This window comes from Mesorhizobium sp., assembly GCF_965229135.1.
Classification (GTDB): Bacteria; Pseudomonadota; Alphaproteobacteria; order Rhizobiales; family Rhizobiaceae; genus Mesorhizobium.
Genome location: NZ_OZ245860.1, coordinates 5,316,727 through 5,335,774 on the forward strand (window position 1 = coordinate 5,316,727; position 19,048 = coordinate 5,335,774).

The window sequence follows — 19,048 nt, forward strand, 5'->3', positions numbered from 1 at the left end:
AGAACATCCAGACCGCCCGCTCGTGGTATATCCAACCTTAGGGAGATTTCTGATGTACGACCAATCCAAGCTATCCGAGTTGATCAAGTTCGCACGTGTGGAAGCGGGTTCCACCGTCATTGACGTTTACCCGGGCGAAGGGGGCTGGACGCGCCTCTTCTCCGACATCGTTGGACCAAAAGGACGCGTCTACAGCTTCGTGCCCGCCGAAGTCGCCGACTTCAAGAACGATCCGGTCGGCCTCATGCGGACGCTCGCGAAGGAGCCCGGCCGAGAGAACGTCGAGGCCGTCTCGGCGGACCTCGTGGCAATGCCGGAGGTCACGCAGCCAGCGGATGTGCTGTGGCTGCACCTGTTCTACCACGATCTCCACACCGCGCTGATGCAGAAGAAGGGCGCGACGGCGGCCCGGTTCAATCGCGCCGTGCATGAGCGGCTGAAGCCCGGCGGTTCCTACGTCATCGTCGACCACGCCGCCGCCGCCGGGACAGGAACGAGCGACACCCAGTCGCTGCATCGGATCGACCCTGCTTCCGTCCGCGAGGAGGTGGAGGCGGCCGGCTTCGTACTGGACGCGCAAAGCAGCATTCTCGCGAAGACCGACGATTCGCACTCGGTCAAGGTGTTCGATCCCTCGATCAAGGGCGAGACCGATCGGTTCGTCTATCGGTTCGTGAAGATCTGACCCACTCCCAAAGGCGAGGTCGGTTCCCTTTCGAGAGGCGGTCTCGGCAAGCGCGATGACCGATTGCGGGTCGCTCCGGCCGGGTGCTTGGCCCAATCGCCTTGGCCAAGTAACCGGATGGCCTTTATGAGGTGATTGTTTATAACGGTCGGCGAAATCGCTATGGCCTACAAGGGGAGACGATGCGTTACATACGTCCGCTTTCAATCGAAGATGCCGTTGGCCTGCTGGCCGGATCGGCCGGCACATCCGCCATTCTCGCCGGGGGCAGCGACCTCCTGGTCAGGATGAAGGGCGGGTTTGTGGAACCAGACCTGATCGTCGACATCAAGGCGATCGAAGGCTTGAGCCAGATCCGGGAAACGGCCGACGGCTTCAGCATCGGCGCCGCGGTGCCCTGCGCCGCCCTGGGCGAGAACGCGGCCCTGCGCAAAGCATGGCCCGGCGTCGTCGAAGCGGCCAAGCTGATCGGCTCCAAGCAGGTGCAGGGACGCTGCACCATCACAGGCAATCTCTGCAACGCCTCGCCGGCCGCCGACAGCGTCCCGGCGCTGGTTGCGGCGGGCGCGCGCGCGGTGGTCGTCGGGCCGGCGGGCAAGCGCACGATCGCCGTGGAAAGCGTGCCGACCGCGCCGGGCAGGACGTCGCTGGCCAAGGGCGAGATCATCGAGGCGATCCTGCTCGACAACCGTGCGCCGCGTTCGGGCGATGCCTATCTGCGCTTCATTCCGCGCACCGAGATGGACATCGCGGTCGTCAGCGCCGGCGTGAACCTGACGCTCGACGCGCATGGCGTGATCACGGCCGCCCGCGTGGCGCTGGGTGCGGCCGCGCCCACCGTGCTTCTGGTCGAGGAGGCCGCCGAGGCCCTTGTCGGCAGGACGCTGGACGAGGCGGCTCTCGAGCGGCTCGCCAAGGTCTGCTCCGGCGCCTGCCGCCCCATCGACGACAAGCGGGGCACCATCGATTTCAGACGGAAGGTTGCGGGCGTGCTGGCCAAGCGGGCCGCGACGACCGCCTATGCACGCGCAGGAGGCAAATGATGGCTGGTATAGCGGTTTCCACGACGATCAATGGCGACGCCATCGAATATCTCTGCCAGCCTGACGAGACGCTGCTCGACGTGCTGCGCGACCGCCTGGGGCTGACGGGCGCCAAGGAGGGCTGCGGCACTGGCGACTGCGGCGCTTGCAGCATCATCCTCGACGACCGGCTGGTCTGTTCGTGCCTGGTGCTCGGCGCCGAGGCCGAGGGCCGGCGCGTCGAGACCGTCGAGGGCATGGCGCATGGCGAAAAGCTGCACCCGCTGCAGCAGAAATTCCTCGAACACGCGGCCCTGCAATGCGGCATCTGCACGCCGGGCTTCCTGATCGCGGCCAAGGATCTTCTTGCCAAGAACCCCGACCCGACCGAGGAGGAGATCCGCTTCGGCCTGGCGGGGAACCTGTGCCGCTGCACCGGCTATGACAAGATCGTGCGCGCCGTCCAGGACGCGGCACATGTGATGAAGGGAGCCTGAAGATGAATTTCGATCCGCGTTTTTCCGGGCGTAAATTCGCATCCGTCGGCACGCGCCCGATCCGCCCGGACGGCATCGACAAGGTGACGGGCCGCGCCCGCTACGGCGCCGACTTCAACATGGCCGGCCAGCTGGTCGGGCGGATCTTGAGAAGCCCGCACGCGCACGCGAAAATCAGGAGCATCGACACGTCGAAGGCGGAAAAGCTGAGCGGCGTGAAGGCCGTGATAACGGCCGCCGACCTGCCCGACCTCACCAATGGCGATGCCGCCATGTACGACATCCTCGACAATTGCATGGCGCGCGCCAAGGCGCTCTATGACGGCCATGCGGTGGCCGCGGTGGCCGCTGTCGATGCCCGCACGGCCAGGCAGGCGCTGAAGCTGATCGAGGTCGACTACGAGCTTCTGCCGCATGTCACCGATGTCGACGAGGCGATGCGGCACCACGCCCCGCTCATCAACGACGCCATCTTCACCGAAGGGCTCGAGGAAAAGCCGGTAAAGCCCTCCAACGTCACCAAGCGCAGCCAGTTCGGCCATGGCGATGTCCACCAGGGTTTCGGCCAAGCCGATTTCATCGTCGAGCGCTCCTTCAAGACCGAGCAGACGCACCAGGGCTATATCGAGCCGCATGCCTGCGTGGCGAGCGTCTCGTCAGACGGCACCGCCGATCTCTGGGTCTGCACGCAGGGCCATTTCGTCTACCGCCAGCACTGCGCCCAGCTGCTGGGCATGGAAGCCTCGAAGCTGCGCGTGACCTCCTCGGAGATCGGCGGCGGCTTTGGCGGCAAGACCCATGTCTGGGCCGAACCGGTGGCGCTTGCCCTGTCGCGCAAGGCCGGGCGCCCGGTGAAGCTGGTGATGACCCGCGACGAGGTGTTCCGCGCCTCGGGCCCGACCAGCGCCACCTCGATCGACGTCAAGATCGGCGCCCGCAAGGACGGCACCATCACCGCCGCCGAGGCGACCCTGCGCTACTCGAGCGGCCCCTATGCCGGCAGCTGGGCCGAGGTCGGCGCCATGACGGCCTTCGCCTGCTACAAGCTCGATAACGTCAAGACGGTCGGCTACGAGGTGCTGGTCAACCGGCCGAAGACGGCGGCCTATCGCGCGCCCTCGGCGCCGATGGCGGCGTTCGCGGTGGAAAGTGCTGTCGACGAGCTGGCCAAGGAGATCGGCATGGACCCGGTCGAGTTCCGCATCAGGAACGCCGCCCAGGAAGGCACAAGGTCGTCCTACGGCCCGGTCTATGGGCCGATCGGCATCGGCCCGACACTGGAGGCGGCCAAGAATCATCCGCACATGAAGGCGCCTCTCGGCAAGAACCAGGGCAGGGGCATGGCCTGCGGCTTCTGGTTCAATTTCGGCGGCCAGACCTGCACCGACCTGAACATCGGCATGGACGGCTCGGTCTCTCTGGCGGTCGGCACGGTCGATGTCGGCGGTTCGCGCGCGTCACTGTCGCTGGTCGCGGCGGAGGAGCTCGGCATCGACTATTCGCAGGTCAAGGCCATCGTCGCGGACACGTCGAGCCTGGGCTACAACGACATGACCGATGGCAGCCGCGGCACCTTCTCCTCCTCGATGGCGACGATCTCGGCGGCGCGCAACGCGATCAAGATCCTGCGCGAGCGCGCCGCGCAGATGTGGGACATTTCCGTCGACGAGGTGGTCTGGGAACAGGGCCATGCGGTCGCCAAGGGCGAGAAGCACGGCAATCTCGGCAAGCTGTCGCTGAAGGAGATCGCGCTTGAATCCGGCAAGACCGGGGGGCCTATCGCCGGCCACAGCGAGCTTGTCGCCGACGGCGCCGGCGTCTCCTTCGCCACCCATATATGCGACATCGAGGTCGACCCGGAGACCGGCTCGACCAGGGTGATCCGCTACACCGTGGTGCAGGATGCCGGCAAGGCGGTGCACCCGACCTATGTCGAGGGCCAGTACCAGGGCGGCGCGGCGCAAGGCATCGGCTGGGCGCTCAACGAGGAGTATATCTACGGCAAGGACGGACGCCTGCAGAACGCGGGCTTCCTCGACTACCGCATCCCGGTCTGCTCCGACCTGCCGATGATCGACACGCAGATCCTCGAGATTCCCAACCCCAACCACCCCTATGGCGTGCGCGGCGTCGGCGAGACGTCGATCGTGCCGCCGCTGGCGGCGATCGCCAATGCGGTTTCGAACGCGGCCGGCGTGCGCATGACGCATATTCCGATGTCGCCGCCGCGCATCCTGGCGGCGATCGAGGCGGAACGGGGACGCTAGGGCAGGGGCGCGCCGATGGTCGAAGTCACGCTCTGGGGCGCGCTCGGCCAGCTTGCCGGCGGCAAGGACAAGGTCGAGGTGGAGGCCAAGGACATCAGGGAGCTGTTCAGGAAGCTGGCTGAACAGTATCCCGGCCTCGCGCCGCTGCTCGACCGCGGCATCGCCGTCGCCATCGACGGGACGATCTATCGCGACACCTGGTCGAAGGAATTGCCAAAAGGCGCGGAAATCTTCCTGCTTCCGCGCCTTGCCGGAGGATAGCGGCACAAGGCGCCATGAACCCGAATGGCTGGCTTTTCCTCGCCCCCGCCGAAGGTGGGGCGGGGTGGCTCGGCGAAGCCGGGACGGAGAGCGCCCTATGCGATTGACCGCCCGAGCCGCCATTGCCCGGTTGGGCCGGTGCGGCGGGCTGCTTGCTCGTCAGTGTCCATCACACGTAGTCGCCGTCTTCAGCGCCTCGGCGCGCGAAGGCTGGGGCAGGGCCGCGATCCTGCGCACGGCGGCATAGAACCTGGGATAATCGCCTCCGCACAATTCGTGCAGGCGTAGGAACGCCGGAACCTGTTCGCCGTAGACGGCGGTCGCGGCGAGCTTTGCGTTGTTGATCGGGCTGTCGAACCAGCCGTCATATCCCCGGTATCCCGCCCATCTGTTGTCGCGCATGTGCCGGTAGCGCGCACGCAGCCTGTCGATCGTGGCTGCCTTCGCGGCCGCCATCGTCTCGGCGCTGCGCGGACTGCCATAGACCTGGCCCAACTCGTCGCGCGTTTTCGCCACTAGCGCGAGAAAATCCGCGCTGCGCTGGCGGTCGGCCTCGTAGCGGCGCAACCCGGCGCGGTTTCCCGTTGCGCGCAGCCATTTCCTGGTGCCGGTGGTCTCGACGGAAACCGCGAACGCCTCGTTGAAGGCGGAATCTCCGTTCACATAGATCTTCTGATGCGCCAGCTCATGGAAGACGAGGCTGGCGATAGAGGTGTCGTCCTGGCGCAGCATGGTGCTGAGCAATGGGTCGCTGAACCAGCCCAGCGTCGAATAGGCGGTGATGCCCGACACATAGACGTCCAGCCCCTTTCCACGCAGTTCGGCGGCGGTTTTGGCCGCGGCTTTCAGCGAAAAATACCCCCGGTAGGGAACGCAGCCGAAAACCGGAAAGCACCATGTCACCGGCGCGAGCGCGAATTGCGGCGCGGCGAAGACGGCGTAGGTCACATCGTCCCGGCCGACATCGACATAGGAGCGGTAGCTTGAGTTGTCGGGCAGCGCCAGCTCATCCGTGGCAAAGCGGCGTATGGCGCTGGCCGACGTCAGCTTGGCGCGCAAAGCCTTGGGCGTCGAAGGATCGTTGATCAGCCCCCCGACACTCTTCCGCGCCGCCATGAGCCGCACATGGCCCTCGATCGACTGCGCGTAATAGGAAACGCTGGTGCAGCCAGTGAGGGCGGATGCCAGGATGACGGCGGCGAGCAGGTGAAAGAAGCGCTTCAAAGGTTGGCCATCGCCGGCTTGTCTCCCCACGGCGCAAATGTCCGCATTTGCCCCAGTCTCAAGCTCAGTCTCAAACAGGCGTGCGGATTTTCGTCAAGGGCTGGTGGGGTGGGGGAGTAGGCTTTGGGCCGCAGGTCGGTCGTTCAGCGACCAGGTGCTCCGTCCCGAAAGCTGCCGGTCCGCTGATCTCATGACGAGGTCTGCATTGGGGTCAGTTCACCTTCGCCTTAGTGGCCACGGCCGCCCACTCCCGATATCAGGATGCCTAGGCTCATCCTCAACTGCGCCATGGTCCTTTCGCAGCGCGTCGATGCGAGTCAGGTAATCCACGGCGAACGCCGCCTGATCCTTGTCGGGAGAGATGGTCAACGCAAACAGTCGCTTCCTAACCTCAGAAGCATTGCGCGGCCTAAGCTCATAGGACGTGCCATCAGCTCTGTGAGGCTCTTTGGCATAAATCATGTCCTGTACACCGCGCTCTCCCTGTCGGCGTACGGTCTGCCGACCCACCGGGGACTCAGTGGCGGCGATTAGTCCCTCTACAGAAGAGGTCTTCAAAATGACCGAGAAAACCAGCGCCTTTGCGCCCTCGGAGCGCGCTGCAGCCAGCTTCTCGAAAGCATAGGGAAGGTCGCCCTCCGCCATGGCGTAGGCAAGTTGTTCAGGTAATAAGAAGTGACCCGCGCTGAGGTCGAAGCCCTTGCCGAGATCGCCTTCCACCCCCTGCAGAAGCAAGTCAATTGCTGGGCGGAATCCTAGCTTTCGCACCTGGTCGAACCACCCATGCTCCGACAGCAACGTTGGATATCTCACGGCAAACTCACGCAGGATGCCCGCTCTGGTTTCATCGTCGAGGAGCCTCAGTTGAGGCAGGATATCCCTGATCCGCCATCTCGAAATGTTCTTTTCGGGAATGAGACACAAAGCGTCAAAAACGGAGACCGGACGATCGGTGTTCGGAAACACTTTCAGCCAACTCAACACCGCGTAGGAGGTCTGGTCATCCCACCACCTGTTATCCTTGTCAGCCAACACCTTGCGAAATTCCTGAAGGACTAAGTCGGCCGAGGGGACAAGTCCGCCGACAATCATCCCGTTAAAGAGGTCGAGCTTGATGTGTGACATCACCTCGAAACCGGCAAGTTTCGCCATTAACTCTGGCCGAGCTTTGTGCGGCATCACCACCGCGATCGCAGCCACCGCCACAGCGCGCCCAAAAGGTGGTTCGCCCGCTGCCAACTCTTCCGCTACTTCCAGCATGCTCTCTGCGGCATCAAACGACAGATCAGGCTGGCTTGATCGCCTTTCACGTGCGGTCTGAGCGCGATCCAGATCAGGCCAGACATTGGATCTCTGCTCCAGGAGGGCAGGCATTGCGATGAGCCGGAGCGCAATAGCTGCGTCGTGGCCAAACTCCGGATGCCGCAAGAGCGATTTTGCGACTTCATACGCCTCGTCTGAGCCAATTTCGTAGAGCGCCTGCCGGTACGACAGGGCATGGCTGATGCGCCACTCGTTAAGCGCCGCTTGGTTGCGACCGTCCTTGGCCGACGCCTTGAGAGCGTCCCGCTGCTGAAGGTCTTCATGCAGGAATGTTGAGACCCATTTCATTTGCGATGGGTCAGGTACTCGCCGCATGGCATCCACGACTTCGGCCATGTCGTGCCGAGAAGGCGGGCCCGAACTCAGCAGACAAGCCGCCCACCCGTTCAACGTCTGAACGAGCCTGCGACGGCTTTCGACCGAAACGTCGTCCAGTCTCTCGTTCGTTCCGTGTTTGCCGTGCACGGTTATGAGGTTGGCGAGGGCCTCAATGTCGCGATATTCTTGGTTGGCTGAAAACGACACGATTGCTTCTACAAACGCTTCCGGGCGCGTCCCGGAGATTTTGTCCCGAAGTAGCCCCAGAGGTGCGCAGTCGAATGACGAAGGCCTGCCGCTCACATAGACCTTCCGCTTCAGCGCGAGAAAGTCGCCTATCATCCCGGTAATAATGCTCGAACCCACGAGGAAGAGAGCACCGCTCGTCTGCTCGTCGATTTTCTGACTGCCAGCGACCATTTTCGATAAGGCCGCTTCCTCGCTGACTGGTTGCGGAGAAAGATGTCCTTGGACCCGGAAGGGCAACGACAAGCCGGCCAAAATCCGTTCCTTCATCGCTGCCGCAACGACGTCGGGAAACACGCTATTCGCCTGATGGAATGCGGCTGCGATGTGGTCTGCGCGGAGGTCGAGATTTTCGTCACGGAGGATTGCAGCGAGGTCTGTGACATCCCCCGAAATTTCCGCCCTGCGGGCAACGCGATGGAGGTTACGGGCCGGGTTGCGGTTGGAATTGGCATCCTCTTCCTGCAGCTCTTTCAGGCGGCTAAAGACATGAGGTGCGGTTAGCCCATCGAAATAGTCTTGTTCGGCAACCCGCCGCCAAACCTCAACATCCGCGCCATCGAGTACCGAACTCGCCTGTCTGGTGGCGCCACGAAAAAGTAGGGCCTCAATCGCCTCTGATTTTACGGCCACGCTAGGGTCTCTCTTTGCGAGGTCGGACGCGACCTCGAGACCTTCAATGCCGCCCCCGAAGATGAGGCCGGAGACGAGCCTTCCCCGCACCCGCTCCTCCAGATGCTCGTAATCGTCCCGCAGGTGGGTCCCGAAGACAGACGGCCGGATACGATCGCCCATGTGGAGGGCCTCGCTTTGGATCTGTTCGCTTGAGTTGGAAACTAGCGGCCAAACCAAGTCGGCAAAAGCACCCCGGCCAGTCTTCATCATGAATCCGACAGCCAAATCCACGTGATTGGCCTGGTGCCATGCACGTGCAAAAGTCTCCACGTCGGGCGCCACCAAGTCCCAAACGGCATCGCCTGACCGGTACACGATTTCAGCTGCGAGCATCGGTCCCACCGATATCGCGAGCCTCGCCACCTGTCCCACTATGGCGACACCAAGTTCATCCGCAGCCAGCCGCTCACAGGCGAACAGAATTGCCTCTTCCCACATGCGGTCGTTCAGAATTTCTTGGGCAAAGGCGCTGTCGATCCCGGCCTCCTTGGGAAGCCCACACATCATTGCCGCGACATGCCCGGCGGCATACCACTCTTGGAACTGTTGGTGCTGAAATGAGTACGTCTCGCCTTCGCCATGAACCAAGACGTGCGTGGCGACAAGGGTCTCGAGGATGCTCGCAGGTTCCGGGGCGTTCTGAACCAGCCCTTCCATCAATAAATTCGTGTTGGTTATCCGCAGGGATTGTCGGGCTGCCGTCTCATCCAGCGCCGTCGTCCGCGCTCGCATCATAGAGACGGCCAAGTCACCCAAATAACGACGGTGCTGCCCCAGCATGGTTTGTCGTAGTTGCTCCTCTCGTTCGGGAATATCCTCGTGCTGCTCCACCAGCAGCGAAATCGTGCCTTCCTTGGTTGTAGGCAAGGCACCGGCATCTCCTACATGCAGGAGAGCCTGAAGATAAAAAGGCACCCGGGCAAGGTCCCGAACGCCCGACGTTCTGCGAACGCGATCAAGCAAATCCTGCCCGACACTTCCATGTTGGGAGGCCAGTTCTTCCTGCAACTCGTCGGAGAGCGTCTCAATGTGAATTGTCCGAGCCACAAACGGTACCGCTACAGCCTGAGGGCGCGTGGTTATGCAAACGACTAGAAGCGGGAATTCACGCCGAAGGGTCCGAAGGGTTCTGATGAGAGCCAGCCGGGCAGCCGGTGTCACCTCGTTCCAGCCATCCAACAGGAATGCCAACTCGCCGTGTGCCGCGAGAAACTTCAGGTGCTCGGATCTCACGCCTGCAAAAACTTGGCGGCCAGCTATCCATGAAAAGAGGTCGTCCGCACTCGGGATGACTTCGGCAAGCGGGACCAACAGCGGCACAGGACCGCTTTCCAGTAATTTGGCACCGACCTGAATCAATGTGGTCGACTTGCCCTGACCCGGTTCGGCCACAAGTTCCAGAATGCCACAGGACCGGAGCGCTGCTGCCATCTCAACGTGGGTGAATGATTTTCCTCGCGACGAGGCGGCCGTCAAAGAAAGCGATACCGCATGCGCGGGACCCTGGTGGGCAAACGTCTCGATGTGAAGTTGTGCGGCAGAACGTGCTCTCTCCACCAGGGCGGGCAAGTCTTCACCCTGCGGAATGCCAAGCTGCTGGCGAATATACTCAAGGGCCTCCGCAAGCTCGGTGCCCATAGACTCTACGCGAGCGCGACCACCACCCGTTAGCAGCTGGTCAAACGCCCGCTCCTCCGCCTCCTTCTTCCATTTGTGGAGCAATTCAACCGGAAATGCCTTTTCGTCGTGGTCAATCTGGTGGGCATGGTCGCTACATAGCCATATGCCGTTGTTTGGCGCTTTTCGTTCTTCCCGTGTCAGACGGGCGTCATACCGGGCGAAACCATCAGACGCGGCTGTTATGTGCGCAGCGATCCCAACGTTCATGGTGCCGGGACCGCCTTTTTGCGGTCCCACCGTAGGTTTCGTGCAATCCGGATTGGAGCATAGCCAACCGACACGCTGGGCCAGCAGTCGCTTGGTGGGGTCGGAAAAATTGTCGCGCTGGCTTGCGCCTGACGACGCTATGGCTCTGGTTTTCTTTGCAAGTGGTTTCGGACTAACGCTCATCCGCAGAGCTTAGCGTTCTTACGTGTGTTCGGCAAAGAACAAAGAACGAACCAGCGTGGCGACGAAGACCTAAGAGCGTGCGGCGCCGCGATTTCAGCGCGACGCCCCGTCAAGCCTTCGAGCAATGCGCTGCTACCGGCTTACCCCGCAATCGCAGCCCGCAGGATTGTCCGCAGCTTCTCGCGGTCGAGCTTGATGGGGTTGCCGCCGGCGCTGGGGTCGGTCTCGCCCATCGTGGCGACGCGGTCTTCGTCGATCTCGGTCAGGCCGATGCCTGGCAGCGTGGCGGGGATGTTCAGGCGCTTGCGCAGGTCGATGATCCAGTCGACCACCGCCCGCGCATCATGGGTCGGCAGGTCGAGGAAGCGCGCGAGCAGCGCCAGTTTTTCCTGCAGCACCGGGGCGTTGGCCTCCACCACATAGGGCATCAGCACGGCGTTGAGCAGGCCGTGATGGGTGTCGTGCAGCGCGCCGAGCGGATGGGCGAGCGCGTGGATCGCGCCGAGGCCCTTCTGCAGGGCGACGCAGCCCATGCCGGATGCGATCAGCATCTGCGCCCGGGCTTCGATGTTCTTGCCATCTTCCACGGCGATGGGCAGCCAGGTCTTGATCAGCTGCAGGGCGTTTAGCGCGATGCCCTCGGCCATGGGATGGAAGCTCGGCGCGCAATAGGCTTCGAGGGCGTGCGACAGCGCGTCCATGCCGGTGGCGGCGGTGATGTGGGCGGGCAGGCCGGTGGTCAGTTCCGGGTCCATCAGAACCACATCCGGCATCATGCGCGGGTGGAAGACGATGACCTTGCGCTTCTCAGCCTCGTTGGTGATGACCGAGGCGCGGCCGAGTTCGGAGCCGGTGCCGGCGGTCGTCGGTATGGCGATGACGGGAATTAGGCGGGAGGTGTCGGCGCGCTTCCAGTTGTCGCCGATATCCTCGAGATCCCACATGGCGATGGACTGCGTCGCCATCAGCGCGATGGCCTTGGCGGCGTCGAGCGCGCTGCCGCCGCCAATGGCGATGACGAGATCGTGCTGGCCGAGCTTCAGGAAGGCCACGCCGTCTTCGACATTGCCGCCGGTCGGGTTCGGCTTGACGTTGTGGAAGAAGCCGGCGTCCAGCCCGCCCGCCTTCAGCACGTCAAGCGTGCGCTGCACCGGAAAGAGCGACTTCAGGCCATCGTCGGTGACGACCAGCGGCCGCTTCGCGCCGAGCTCACGCACGATGTCAGCCAGTTCGCCGATGCGGCCATTGCCGAAGCGCACGGAGGTCGGAAAGCTCCAGTTGGCGGAGACGGCCGGGGTGAAAGCGGTCATGGGATCATTACCTTGGATTGGCTTGGGGAATTGACAGGAAATCAGGCGGTTACCAGCTTCTGTCGCTTGAGCGCCCGGCGTCGCAGGAAATCGGCCAGGAACACCAGGACCAGCGCCGGGATGAAGTTGAGCGTCGCCAGCGCCGGATAGATCGGCGAGGAGCCGACGGCGATGCCGCTGTAGACGAAGATCGGCAGCGTCCGCGCCGTGCCGGCCAGCGAATAGGAGACGTAGAAATTGCCCCAGGACAGCAGGAAGGCAAAGGTCGCGGCCGAGAGGATGCCCGGCCACAGCAGCGGGAAGGTGATCTCGCGAAAAACTTCCCAGCCGGTGGCGCCGGCGTCGCGCGCGGCGTCCTCCAGCGTCTCGTCGAAGCCATGGACCTGCACGGCCACGATCACCAGCGCGAAGGGGGTGATGTAGACGATGTGGCCGATGATCACCGTCGCCAAGCCGGTCGAGAAGCCCAGCCAGTTGCCGAGCACCGAGAACCATAGCAGCATCACCACGCCCAGCAGCAGCTGCGGAAACAGCAGCGGCAGGAAGCTGATGGCCCGAAAAATGTTCTGGAAGCGGAAGCGATAGCGGATCCAGGCCACCGCGCCGGCCGAGCCGAGCACGGTGGCGCAGATCGTCGAGATGGCGGCGACGATCGCCGAATTGGCGACCGCCGGCAGGAAATCGGGCTTGCGGAACAGTTCGCCATACCATTCGAGCGAGAAGCCTTCGATCGGGAAGGTCAGCACCCGGCTGCTGGTGAAGGAAAACACCACCAGCGTGACGATCGGCACGTAGAAGAAGAGGATCAGCAGCGCCACGGTGCCGACGAGGAAGACGTCGACGAACCTGTCCTTCAGCCGTTCGGGGATCATTGGACAGCCCTCCCGCTGGTACCGCGCATCAGCACGGCGGCGGCGAGCGCCAGCGACAGCGCGCCGATGACGATCAGCACCAGCGTCAGCGCCGCACCCAGCGGCCAGTTGACCCGCGTCTCGAAACTCTGGCGGATCAGTTCCGAAGCCAGCGGCGCCGTGCCGCCGCCCAGGACCTTGGGCTCGAGGAAGGCGCCCAGGCTGAGCACGAAGACCAGCACCGCGCCACAATAGAGGCCGGGGCGGGCGAGCGGCAGCGTTACCTCGAAGAAGGCGCGCAGCCGCGACGCGCCGGAATCATAGGCGGCCAGAACGAGATCGCGGTCGATGCGCGCCAGCGACAGGTAGATGGTGAACATCGGATAGACGACCAGGCCATAGACCATGCCGATCATCGTGCCGGTGGGCGTGAACAGGAGGTTGAGGGCTTCCGGACCGAGGCCCAGATGCGCCAGCAGCCAGTTGGCGACGCCGCTCTTGTCCAGCACCAGGATCCAGCCGAAGGTCTTCAGCACAGCGTCGGTCAGGAAGGCGAAGATGATCAGGATCTGGATCTGCGCATTGTAGGCCCGGAGCCTGGTCGCCAGCGCATAGGCGGCGGGGAAGGCGATGAGCACGCAGACGACCACGCAGACCAGCGCCATGGCGACGGTTCGCGCCATGATCGTCCAGTAATGCGGCTTGGAGAACACCTCGGTCCAGATTTTCAGGTCCCAGGTCCAGGACAGGCGATAGAACTGCGTCGTCTGGAACGACAGCACCACGGTCATCACCAGCGGAATGATGAAGAACAAAAGCATGACGATGGTGAGCGGCGCCACCGTTGCCACCAGAACCGGATCACCCCAGCGCTTGCTATCGGTTCGCACGGCTCACTCCGAAAGCAGGAAGCAGCGGGTGGGATGGAAGCCGATCCTGACGCTGTCGGACACTTTTGCCGGCAGCTCGAGCGATCCGGCGAGGTCCATGACCACGGCCTTGTCCAGGCCCGGCACGCGCACGCGATACTGCGTCGAGGCGCCCTTGATGAAATATTCCTCGACGGTGCTGTTCAGCACCCATTCGCCTGGCTCGGCCGCGCCGGTGACGAAGCGGATGGTTTCGGGACGCACCAGCAGGGCTGTCTGGCTGCTGCCCAGGAAGGGAGAGACCTGTTCGGCGGCGATGACCGCGGCGTCGTCGCCTATGAGCGGGGAGGTGACCTTGGTCTCGCCGCCGTCGCGTGAGACGGCGACCGGCAGGAAATTGGTCTCGCCGATGAAGCCGGCGACGAACATGTTGGCGGGCCGGTAGTAGATGTCGGAGGGCGTGCCCAGTTGCACCACTTCGCCGGCGCGCATGACGCAGATGCGGTCGGCCAGCATCATGGCTTCCTCGAGATCATGGGTGACGAGGACGAAGCTGGTGCCGAGTTCGCGGTGCAGCTTCTTCAATTCGGCCTGCAGCGATTTCTTCAGCTTGGCGTCGAGCGCGCTCATCGGCTCATCGAGCAGCAACACGCTCGGGCGCGAGATCAGCGCGCGGGCAAGCGCCACGCGCTGCTGCTCGCCACCGGAAAGCTGGACGGGATATCTGTTCAGGTACTCGCGCTTGAGATGCATGAGATCGAGCATGGCCGATATGCGCTGGTCCATCTCGGCCTTGGCCACCTTCTGCAGCTTGAGCGGAAAGCCGATGTTGTCCGAGACGGTCTTGTGCGGGAACAGCGCCAGCTTCTGGAACACCATGCGCGTCGGCCGCTTGGCGGCCGGCACGCCCTGCATATCCTGGCCCTGGATTTCCAGCACGCCGGCGGTCGGGTCCTCGAAGCCGGCTAGGATCTTCAGGAGCGTGGTCTTGCCGCAGCCGGACGGGCCCACCAGCGCCACGAATTCGCCGGCGCCGATGTCGAGCGACACGCCGTGCAGGGCCCGCATGGAGCCATAATCCTTGACGATGCCATATGCATTGATGATTGGTGCATTGATGATTGGCGCGTTGATGATTGCGGTTGTCAAAACTCGCCCGCCCTGAATGTGGGTGAAATGATCATGGAGCCCGCGCGCCGGAACGCGCGGGCCTTGCAGGCGACGCTTAGCGCGCGGCCAGTTCTTCCTGCCAGATGGCCAGCATGTCGTCGATGTTGGGCGCGACGGTGTGGAAATGGCTGTTGTCCCAGGCCGTCCACATATAGTCCATCTGCAGCGCCTTCTTCTCGGCGTCCGAGAACAGCGCCTCGGCCTTGGCGTTCGGCACGAGGTTGCAGGTGGCCTCGGTGATCGACAGCTGCTTGGCCACTTCCGGCGAGACGATGTATTTCAGGAAGTCGGCGGCGACCTTGGAGTCGCGGCCGTTCTCGATCAGGCCCGTCGCCTCCATCCAGATGATGCCCTGCTTGAGGCCGTTCCTGGGCTCGGGCACGATCGACTGGATGTAGTCGTGGCCCTTCATGCGCAGCGACGAGGTTGCGTAGGTGCCGCCGCCGATCAGCGCCCGGAACGAGCCGTCGATCAGGCCCTTCTGGGCGATAGCCAGGTCGGCGACGATGGCGCGGGTGTTCTTGAAGGCGGCGCGCAGCACCTTGCGCACCTCATCGAGTGCGGCCTGGTCGAGCGGGACATAGGGGTCGACGCCGGCATAGAGCGCCAGCGGCATGATCGGCCAGTCACCCCAGTCGAGCAGGCAGATCTTGTCCTTGTAGGCGGCGTCGAACACCGGCGCGTAGCTCGACCAGGTCTCGAGCTTGTCGAACTTGGTGTTCACGGTCGGTCCGACCCAGCCCCAGCGCGTCGGCAGGCCGGTTGCCTTGCCTTCGAACCGCAGCGGCGCGAAAGGCGCGCGGAACTGCGGGTAGAATTCGGCGTACTGGTCGGCGAAATCCTTGTCGTCGATGTAGCGGCAGATGCCGGCCGGCCCCATGCGCGCGATCCACGGGCTGTCGGACGAGACGAGGTCGAAATCCTTCGACGCGCCGGCGGCGAGCTTGGCGAAGCCGCCAGCGGAATCGGTGATCAGGTCGACGGAGATCGAGACGTCCTTCTGTTTCTGGAACGGCTCCAGGATCGAGGGCGCGTTGTAGCCTTCCCAGCACATGTAGTTGAGGCTGTCGGCGGCGGACGCGCCTTTCGGCATGCCGAAGATGCCGGCGCCGGCGGCCGCCAGCCCAAGGCCGCCCATGCCCTTCAGCACCGCGCGGCGATCGACGCCCGCCCGTGCCGTGATGTCTGCTGTTTGTTTTTTCATTTGCCTGTTCCCTTTCTCTTTATCAGCCCAAAATTCTCCGATCAGACGATGCCGAGATATCGCCGGATCTCCCATTCGCTTACCTGTTTCTGGTACTCGCCGAATTCGAAGCGCCGCCCGGTGACGAAGCTGTCGATGAAGTCGTCGCCGAAGATCTCGCGGGCGACGGCGCTCGCGTTGAGCCGCTCCGTCGCCTGGCCGAGATCGGACGGAAAGGCGGCCTCCGGCGAGGGCGTCGCGGCATAGAAGTTCTCGCCGCTGCCGGCCGGCGGCTCGATCTCGTTGCGGATGCCATGGAGGCCGGCGCCGATGCACAGCGCCAGCGCCAGATAGGGGTTGGCGTCGGCCGAGGGCACGCGGAACTCGACCCGGGTGGATTCCGGCTCGTCATTGATGACGCGCACCGCCGCCGTGCGGTTCTGGACGCCCCAATTGGCTGAGGTCGGCGCCCAGGCGCCGGGCACCAGGCGCTTGTAGGCGTTGACGGTGTGGGCGCACATGGCCAGCAGTTCGGGCATCAGCGTCACCAGGCCGCCGATGAAATGACGCCCGAGCCGGCTTATGCCATCCGGCGCGCCGGGATCGGCGAACACCGCATTGCCCTGCTTGTCGCGCATCGAGACATGCAGGTGGCCGGACTGGCCAGGCAGAGCCGGTGACAGTTTTGACATGAAGCCGGCGGTCAGGTCGTGGCGGGAGAAATACCCCTTGGCGAAATTCTTGAAGAGGGCCGCATCGTCGGGGGATTTCAGGCCCTTGGCGTAGGTCAGCGGCGCCTCGAAACAGCCGGGACCAAGCTCGGTGTGGATGGCGTCGAGGCCGATCCCCATCGTCGTCATGGTGTCGTGCAGGCCCTGCAGGAGGTCGCCATGGATGGCTGATGTCTGCAGCGAATAGGTGCGGTTGCCCTGCGCGAAATAAACGAGGTCGCGATAGTCCTTGGCGCGCAGGCTTTCGGGCGTCTCGTCGAACAGGAAGAACTCGTATTCGAAGGCGGAGAACACGTCGAAGCCAAGCTCCGCCGCCTCGGCGATAAGCCGGCTGCACAGATTGCGCGGCGAGCGCTTGCCGAAATCGCCGGAGAAATCGGCGATGCAGAGCGCGGCATCCTCGGCAAACGGATATTTGCGCAGGCTGGCTGCATCGAGGACCGCCGGCCGGTCGATGAAGGCGCCGTCGATGAAGGTCTTTTCGGCGATGTCCCAGAAATACAGGACCTCGCAGAACGGATAGCCCTTGGCGGCGAGCTTCACCGCCTTGTCGGCGGAAACCAGCTTGTCGCGAAATTCGCCGGCCGGGTCCATCATGCCGATATGCACGGCCCTGGCACCAAGCTTTTCCAGACCAGACGCGAAGGTCGCGCCGGCTTCATTGACAGTCGACATCTATGCCCGCCCCAGTATTTTCGCCCCTGAGGCTAGGCGTGGGCTTCACGCAACAAAATATCCCGTTAGGGACAGACGGGCAGGAAAATTGCCATGGCCCTGGCCAGGGGCGCAAAGTGCTTCCGAAGGAAGGGAGGATCGCGGTGACGACAGGCTTCGCGCCATGGAACAGGAAGATTGCCGCGGCCATCCAGGAGGTCGGCACGCCGGACTTCCCGCAGCGTATCGAGGAGGCGCTTAAGGCGATCATCGACCTCGATATCGTGATGATCTTCGCCTATTCCGGCACGGAAAAGCCTGTCTGCCTCTACCACAACATCGATCCCGTGCGCGCCGCGGTCGTGATCACCGCCTATGCGAACGGACCCTATCTGCTCGACCCTTTCTATCGGGCGGCGACGGACCCCAAGGCCATCGGGGTCCGGCAGTTGCGGCGGATGGCGCCGGACCAGTTCTACAGTTCGGAATATTTTCGCCGGCATTACGGCCTGACCAAAATACGCGACGAGGTCGGCATCGTGTGTCGGCCCGCGGGCAGCACGGCCATCGTCATCAGTTTCACCCGTCCCATGGAATCGCCCGCCTTCGGAAGGCGCGACCTCAAGATCATCCACGACGCCGAACCGGTGATCCGCCTGCTGGTCGAACGCAACTGGAGCCATGCGCGCCTGGGCACCGGCGAGAGCGAGGGCGAACCGGTCGATCCGATGAACGCGACGCTGAACAGGATGACTGGCGGCGTGCTGACGCCGCGCGAGATCGAGATCACCTCGCTGATCCTTCGCGGACATTCGAGCGCGGCCATCGCCGATGCACTGAACATCGCCGAGGGGACGGTGAAGAACCACCGCAAGAACATCCACCAGAAGCTGAAAATCTCGAGCCAGTCCGAGCTGTTCTCGATGTTCATCTTCCACCTGTCGAAGCAATGAAGGGCCGGTGAATCCGATGAGCGACGACATCAAGATTAGCCGGCGCAGGGCGCCGATGGCGCTGACCGAGGAACTTGTCGCCCGCACGCTGCGCGTCGTCGAGGATGCCGGGCCGACGCCGGGCATGATCCACATGACCGACGCCGATTATGTCCGCGTGCGCGGCGAGGTGCTGGCCTCCGCGCCACCCGGGCCGCTGAAGCTGTTCGCCTATGGCTCGCTGCTGTGGAATCCGGTGGGTGAAGTCCGGGGCGGTGAGAAGGCGGTGGCGGCGGGCTGGCACCGGTCGTTCTGCTTCACCGTGAAGCGCTACCGGGGCACGGTCGAGCAGCCCGGCCTGATGATGGCGCTCGATCGGGGCGGCCAGTGCCAAGGCATGGTGTTCGAGATCGCGGCGCCGGTGGCGGATAATCTCGACGCGCTGCTGCGCCGCGAGATGACCATCCTGCCCGCCGTCAACGTGCCGCGCTGGCTGCGGGTGAGGACGCAAGGCGGCGTGTCGCGTGCGCTTGGCTTCGTCGTCAATCCGGCCAGCCCGCGCTACGTCCGGCTGGACAAGCCGGCGATCGCCGCTACGCTGGCCCGGGCCGTGGGGCATTGGGGTTCCGGCGCGCAATATCTGTTCGAGACAATCCGCCACCTCGAAGACCTCGGCATCCGCGACCGCAATCTGTGGCAGCTGCAGGAACTGGTGGCTGATGAGATCGGGCGGAGACGGGAGAAGAGTGGTTGAGACACG

15 protein-coding genes are annotated in these 19,048 nt (G+C 63.7%); 7 read left to right on the forward strand and 8 right to left on the reverse strand.

Annotation, left to right across the window (positions count from 1 at the left end):
• Positions 1-52 precede the first annotated feature (52 nt).
• The 5 genes from ACO07C_RS25435 (at position 53) to ACO07C_RS25455 (ending at position 4,732) form a co-directional block, all read left to right on the forward strand.
• Positions 53-685 carry a class I SAM-dependent methyltransferase gene (locus tag ACO07C_RS25435; protein ID WP_421916922.1) on the forward strand — a complete coding sequence of 211 codons (633 nt, stop codon included), beginning with the start codon at positions 53-55 and terminating at the stop codon, positions 683-685.
• Positions 686-867: 182 nt separating this feature from the next.
• Complete coding sequence (locus ACO07C_RS25440) at positions 868-1,728, forward strand: FAD binding domain-containing protein (RefSeq protein ID WP_421916923.1); 861 nt, start codon at positions 868-870, stop codon at positions 1,726-1,728.
• On the forward strand, positions 1,728-2,204 hold the full coding sequence (locus ACO07C_RS25445) for a (2Fe-2S)-binding protein (protein WP_421916924.1): 477 nt from the start codon (positions 1,728-1,730) through the stop codon (positions 2,202-2,204). The genes ACO07C_RS25440 and ACO07C_RS25445 overlap by 1 nt, the downstream gene beginning before the upstream one ends.
• A 2-nt stretch (positions 2,205-2,206) precedes the next feature.
• Positions 2,207-4,471, forward strand: coding sequence for a xanthine dehydrogenase family protein molybdopterin-binding subunit (locus ACO07C_RS25450; protein WP_421916925.1), 2,265 nt, complete (start codon positions 2,207-2,209; stop codon positions 4,469-4,471).
• Positions 4,472-4,486: 15 nt separating this feature from the next.
• On the forward strand, positions 4,487-4,732 hold the full coding sequence (locus tag ACO07C_RS25455; protein ID WP_421916926.1) for a MoaD/ThiS family protein: 246 nt from the start codon (positions 4,487-4,489) through the stop codon (positions 4,730-4,732).
• Positions 4,733-4,891: 159 nt separating this feature from the next.
• Here the strand turns inward: ACO07C_RS25455 and ACO07C_RS25460 are convergent, their stop codons facing one another.
• The 8 genes from ACO07C_RS25460 to ACO07C_RS25495 form a co-directional block, all read right to left on the reverse strand.
• Positions 4,892-5,956: an aminopeptidase gene (locus ACO07C_RS25460; protein WP_421917602.1), complete on the reverse strand. Its 1,065-nt coding sequence runs from the start codon at positions 5,954-5,956 to the stop codon at positions 4,892-4,894.
• A gap of 216 nt (positions 5,957-6,172) precedes the next feature.
• Positions 6,173-10,405: an NACHT domain-containing protein gene (locus ACO07C_RS25465; RefSeq protein WP_421916927.1), complete on the reverse strand. Its 4,233-nt coding sequence runs from the start codon at positions 10,403-10,405 to the stop codon at positions 6,173-6,175.
• Between the two features lie 323 nt (positions 10,406-10,728).
• Complete coding sequence (locus ACO07C_RS25470) at positions 10,729-11,898, reverse strand: iron-containing alcohol dehydrogenase (RefSeq protein WP_421916928.1); 1,170 nt, start codon at positions 11,896-11,898, stop codon at positions 10,729-10,731.
• Positions 11,899-11,939: 41 nt separating this feature from the next.
• Entirely contained in the window at positions 11,940-12,770 is an 831-nt protein-coding gene (locus ACO07C_RS25475) for an ABC transporter permease (RefSeq protein ID WP_421916929.1), read from the reverse strand.
• A complete protein-coding gene (locus tag ACO07C_RS25480; protein WP_421916930.1) occupies positions 12,767-13,639 on the reverse strand; it encodes an ABC transporter permease in 873 nt (290 codons plus the stop codon). Before ACO07C_RS25480 ends, ACO07C_RS25475 begins: the two co-directional genes overlap by 4 nt.
• Positions 13,640-13,642: 3 nt before the next feature.
• Positions 13,643-14,767 carry an ABC transporter ATP-binding protein gene (locus ACO07C_RS25485; RefSeq protein WP_421916931.1) on the reverse strand — a complete coding sequence of 375 codons (1,125 nt, stop codon included), beginning with the start codon at positions 14,765-14,767 and terminating at the stop codon, positions 13,643-13,645.
• A gap of 76 nt (positions 14,768-14,843) precedes the next feature.
• Positions 14,844-15,992 carry an ABC transporter substrate-binding protein gene (locus ACO07C_RS25490; RefSeq protein ID WP_421916932.1) on the reverse strand — a complete coding sequence of 383 codons (1,149 nt, stop codon included), beginning with the start codon at positions 15,990-15,992 and terminating at the stop codon, positions 14,844-14,846.
• Positions 15,993-16,033: 41 nt separating this feature from the next.
• Entirely contained in the window at positions 16,034-17,377 is a 1,344-nt protein-coding gene (locus ACO07C_RS25495; protein WP_421916933.1) for a glutamine synthetase family protein, read from the reverse strand.
• A 116-nt stretch (positions 17,378-17,493) separates the two neighbouring features.
• Here ACO07C_RS25495 and ACO07C_RS25500 point away from each other — a divergent pair, with 116 nt between their 5' ends.
• Both ACO07C_RS25500 and ACO07C_RS25505 read left to right on the forward strand, forming a co-directional pair.
• On the forward strand, positions 17,494-18,309 hold the full coding sequence (locus ACO07C_RS25500; protein ID WP_421916934.1) for a LuxR C-terminal-related transcriptional regulator: 816 nt from the start codon (positions 17,494-17,496) through the stop codon (positions 18,307-18,309).
• Between the two features lie 16 nt (positions 18,310-18,325).
• Positions 18,326-19,042, forward strand: coding sequence for a gamma-glutamylcyclotransferase (locus tag ACO07C_RS25505; protein ID WP_421916935.1), 717 nt, complete (start codon positions 18,326-18,328; stop codon positions 19,040-19,042).
• Positions 19,043-19,048 lie beyond the last annotated feature (6 nt).